Source organism: Microbacterium sp. NPDC028030, assembly GCF_040637855.1.
GTDB lineage: Bacteria > Actinomycetota > Actinomycetes > Actinomycetales > Microbacteriaceae > Microbacterium.
In genome coordinates this window covers 1-5,446 of record NZ_JBEZXF010000006.1, presented here as the reverse complement: position 1 = coordinate 5,446, position 5,446 = coordinate 1, and the positions used below count along the sequence as shown (strand labels likewise).

The following is a 5,446-nucleotide window of genomic DNA, read 5'->3' as shown; positions in this document are numbered from 1 at the left end:
AACGCAAAATGGCCACCCAGCGTTGGGTGGCCATTTTGTTTAAAAGGAGTCCGGCGGTGTCCTACTCTCCCACAGGGTCCCCCCTGCAGTACCATCGGCGCTGTGAGGCTTAGCTTCCGGGTTCGGAATGTAACCGGGCGTTTCCCTCACGCTATGGCCGCCGAAACACTATTGATGTTTCAATCAAACACATAACAAAGTCATTGTTGTTATGCGGTTCTCGACCGTACATCGAGAACCACTCAGTGGACGCGTAGCACCAACAAACGGTGTGTTATCAAGTCATCGGCTTATTAGTACCAGTCAGCTGCATGCATTACTGCACTTCCACATCTGGCCTATCAACCCAGTAGTCTGGCTGGGAGCCTCTCACCCGAAGGTATGGAAGTCTCATCTTGAGGCCGGCTTCCCGCTTAGATGCTTTCAGCGGTTATCCATCCCGAACGTAGCTAATCAGCGGTGCTCCTGGCGGAACAACTGACACACCAGAGGTTCGTCCAACCCGGTCCTCTCGTACTAGGGTCAGATCCTCTCAAACTTCCTACGCGCGCAGCGGATAGGGACCGAACTGTCTCACGACGTTCTAAACCCAGCTCGCGTACCGCTTTAATGGGCGAACAGCCCAACCCTTGGGACCTACTCCAGCCCCAGGATGCGACGAGCCGACATCGAGGTGCCAAACCATGCCGTCGATATGGACTCTTGGGCAAGATCAGCCTGTTATCCCCGAGGTACCTTTTATCCGTTGAGCGACAGCGCTTCCACAAGCCACTGCCGGATCACTAGTCCCGACTTTCGTCCCTGCTCGACCTGTCAGTCTCACAGTCAAGCTCCCTTGTGCACTTACACTCGACACCTGATTGCCAACCAGGTTGAGGGAACCTTTGGGCGCCTCCGTTACTTTTTGGGAGGCAACCGCCCCAGTTAAACTACCCACCAGGCACTGTCCCTGAACCGGATTACGGTTCGAAGTTAGATATCCAGAGTGACCAGAGTGGTATTTCAACAATGACTCCACACGAACTGGCGTCCATGCTTCAAAGTCTCCCACCTATCCTACACAAGCCACACCGAACACCAATACCAAGCTGTAGTAAAGGTCACGGGGTCTTTCCGTCCTGCTGCGCGTAACGAGCATCTTTACTCGTAATGCAATTTCGCCGAGTTCGCGGTTGAGACAGTTGGGAAGTCGTTACGCCATTCGTGCAGGTCGGAACTTACCCGACAAGGAATTTCGCTACCTTAGGATGGTTATAGTTACCACCGCCGTTTACTGGGGCTTAAATTCTCAGCTTCGCCTTGCGGCTAACCGGTCCTCTTAACCTTCCAGCACCGGGCAGGCGTCAGTCCGTATACATCGTCTTGCGACTTGGCACGGACCTGTGTTTTTAGTAAACAGTCGCTACCCACTAGTCTCTGCGGCCTCCAAACGCTTTCGGGAGTAAATCCCTATACGCCGAAGGCCCCCCTTCTCCCGAAGTTACGGGGGCATTTTGCCGAGTTCCTTAACCACGATTCTCTCGATCTCCTTGGTATTCTCTACCTGACCACCTGAGTCGGTTTGGGGTACGGGCAGCTAGAACCTCGCGTCGATGCTTTTCTTGGCAGCATAGGATCACCCACTTTTTATCCGCATCGTGTCTCAGCCTCAATGAATCGCGGATTTGCCTACGACTCGGCCTACGCACTTGCACCAGGACAACCATCGCCTGGCTTGGGCTACCTTCCTGCGTCACACCTGTTAATACGCTAACCGCACCAGAATGGGGTCGTGCGCTAGGCCCAGAGCGTCACCCCGAAGGGATCAGTCACTGGGATTCAGACACTTAGCACTACTGGATTAGCTTGGGCGGTTCTTCGCCGGTACGGGAATATCAACCCGTTGTCCATCGACTACGCCTGTCGGCCTCGCCTTAGGTCCCGACTTACCCAGGGAAGATTAGCTTGACCCTGGAACCCTTGGTCTTTCGGAGGACGTGTTTCTCACACGTCATTCGCTACTCATGCCTGCATTCTCACTCGTGTAGCCTCCACGGCTGGTTTCCACCGCCGCTTCGCTGGCCACACGACGCTCTCCTACCCATCAACACGGCTGGACCACGAAGGCCTACCAATAATGTCAATGCCACAACTTCGGTGGCGTGCTTGAGCCCCGTTACATTGTCGGCGCGGAATCACTTGACCAGTGAGCTATTACGCACTCTTTCAAGGGTGGCTGCTTCTAAGCCAACCTCCTGGTTGTCACAGCAACTCCACATCCTTTCCCACTTAGCACGCGCTTTGGGACCTTAGTTGGTGGTCTGGGTTGTTTCCCTCTCGACTATGAAGCTTATCCCCCACAGTCTCACTGCTGCGCTCTCACTTACCGGCATTCGGAGTTTGGCTGACGTCAGTAACCTTGTAGGGCCCATCGGCCATCCAGTAGCTCTACCTCCGGCAAGAAACACGCAACGCTGCACCTAAATGCATTTCGGAGAGAACCAGCTATCACGAAGTTTGATTGGCCTTTCACCCCTATCCACAGCTCATCCCCTCAGTTTTCAACCTAAGTGGGTTCGGTCCTCCACACGCTCTTACACGTGCTTCAACCTGGCCATGGATAGATCACTTCGCTTCGGGTCTAGGACATGCGACTGAATCGCCCTATTCAGACTCGCTTTCGCTACGGCTACCCCACACGGGTTAACCTCGCCACATATCGCTAACTCGCAGGCTCATTCTTCAAAAGGCACGCTGTCACCCCTACTAAGGAGGCTCCAACGGTTTGTAAGCAAACGGTTTCAGGTACTATTTCACTCCCCTCCCGGGGTACTTTTCACCTTTCCCTCACGGTACTTGTCCGCTATCGGTCATCTGGGAGTATTTAGGCTTATCAGGTGGTCCTGACAGATTCACACGGGATTTCACGGGCCCCGTGCTACTTGGGATACTCTTCGCGCCAAGAGAAGCATTTCGACTACGGGGTTGGCACCCTCTATGACCGGCCTTTCAAGACCGTTCGTCTATACCTTCTTGTAACGCCGCCACCTCGGCAGAGATGACTGAAAAGTCCCACAACCCCCAACGTGCAACGCCTGCCGGCTATCACACACGCTAGGTTTAGCCTGATCCGGTTTCGCTCGCCACTACTAACGGAATCGCGGTTGCTTTCTCTTCCTGTGGGTACTGAGATGTTTCACTTCCCCACGTTCCCTCTACCCGCCCTATATATTCAGGCGGGAGTCACTAGGTCGGCACGCCGCCCAGCGGGGTTTCCCCATTCGGACACCCTCGGATCAAAACTTGCTTATCAGTTCCCCGAGGCTTATCGCAGATTGCTACGTCCTTCTTCGGCTCCAGATGCCAAGGCATCCACCGTTTGCTCTTAAAGACTTGAAATCACATGAGTTTGAATCAAAACTCGACCCCACCCGAAGGCGGGATCAGAAATTGACTAATGATCTTTAAGATCATCTTGTGCAACAACCCGAAGGCTGTTGCAAGATGCTCGCGTCCACTGTGTAGTTCTCAAAGTACGGGCGGTACCCCTCACCGCTTCCCCACCGGGGAAACAACGAAAGGCCCAGAGGTTCAGACCAGATCCCAAAGGATCCGCATCCGGTCCCTCAGGACCCAACAGCGTGCAGGTGCGACATCCGCCACCCACCCCGTTCCAACCGCAAGCGGCGTACTAGAGAAGAGAGGCATCGTTCGCACCATGTCAAATGTTCCACCCATGAGCTCCCAGCGAAGAACGTATGCCTTCGATCTGGGTTCTGGACACCCGGAGGTGTCAGATGCTCCTTAGAAAGGAGGTGATCCAGCCGCACCTTCCGGTACGGCTACCTTGTTACGACTTAGTCCTAATTACCGATCCCACCTTCGACGGCTCCCTCCACAAGGGTTAGGCCACCGGCTTCAGGTGTTACCGACTTTCATGACTTGACGGGCGGTGTGTACAAGACCCGGGAACGTATTCACCGCAGCGTTGCTGATCTGCGATTACTAGCGACTCCGACTTCATGAGGTCGAGTTGCAGACCTCAATCCGAACTGGGACCGGCTTTTTGGGATTCGCTCCACCTCGCGGTATTGCAGCCCTTTGTACCGGCCATTGTAGCATGCGTGAAGCCCAAGACATAAGGGGCATGATGATTTGACGTCATCCCCACCTTCCTCCGAGTTGACCCCGGCAGTATCCCATGAGTTCCCACCATTACGTGCTGGCAACATAGAACGAGGGTTGCGCTCGTTGCGGGACTTAACCCAACATCTCACGACACGAGCTGACGACAACCATGCACCACCTGTTTACGAGTGTCCAAAGAGTTGACCATTTCTGGCCCGTTCTCGTATATGTCAAGCCTTGGTAAGGTTCTTCGCGTTGCATCGAATTAATCCGCATGCTCCGCCGCTTGTGCGGGTCCCCGTCAATTCCTTTGAGTTTTAGCCTTGCGGCCGTACTCCCCAGGCGGGGAACTTAATGCGTTAGCTGCGTCACGGAATCCGTGGAATGGACCCCACAACTAGTTCCCAACGTTTACGGGGTGGACTACCAGGGTATCTAAGCCTGTTTGCTCCCCACCCTTTCGCTCCTCAGCGTCAGTTACGGCCCAGAGATCTGCCTTCGCCATCGGTGTTCCTCCTGATATCTGCGCATTCCACCGCTACACCAGGAATTCCAATCTCCCCTACCGCACTCTAGTCTGCCCGTACCCACTGCAGGCCCGAGGTTGAGCCTCGGGATTTCACAGCAGACGCGACAAACCGCCTACGAGCTCTTTACGCCCAATAATTCCGGATAACGCTTGCGCCCTACGTATTACCGCGGCTGCTGGCACGTAGTTAGCCGGCGCTTTTTCTGCAGGTACCGTCACTTTCGCTTCTTCCCTGCTAAAAGAGGTTTACAACCCGAAGGCCGTCATCCCTCACGCGGCGTTGCTGCATCAGGCTTGCGCCCATTGTGCAATATTCCCCACTGCTGCCTCCCGTAGGAGTCTGGGCCGTGTCTCAGTCCCAGTGTGGCCGGTCACCCTCTCAGGCCGGCTACCCGTCGACGCCTTGGTGAGCCATTACCTCACCAACAAGCTGATAGGCCGCGAGCCCATCCCCAACCGAAAAATCTTTCCAGACGCAGACCATGCGATCACGTCACATATCCAGTATTAGACGCCGTTTCCAGCGCTTATCCCAGAGTCAGGGGCAGGTTGCTCACGTGTTACTCACCCGTTCGCCACTGATCCCACAGAGCAAGCTCCGTGTTCACCGTTCGACTTGCATGTGTTAAGCACGCCGCCAGCGTTCATCCTGAGCCAGGATCAAACTCTCCGTAAAAAAGAAATGCATACGACACCGGGAAAACGATGACGCAGCGAGTTTGATGCTGACCAAAGAGACAAATTCATTGCTGACTTCATCCAATGCCAACCCCCCGAAAGGGATTGGTCTTTGATCCAAAGGAATTCTCA

General features: G+C 54.6%; 3 rRNA genes. All 3 read right to left on the bottom strand.

The features are described 5' to 3' along the window. Positions 1-48: 48 nt before the first annotated feature. Positions 49-165 (bottom strand): 5S ribosomal RNA (gene rrf, locus AB0E56_RS19450). Between the two features lie 108 nt (positions 166-273). Beyond that, positions 274-3,378 (bottom strand): 23S ribosomal RNA (locus tag AB0E56_RS19445). A 409-nt stretch (positions 3,379-3,787) separates the two neighbouring features. Then, positions 3,788-5,312 (bottom strand): 16S ribosomal RNA (locus AB0E56_RS19440). Together the 16S, 23S and 5S rRNA genes form the textbook arrangement of a ribosomal RNA operon. Positions 5,313-5,446: the final 134 nt, after the last annotated feature.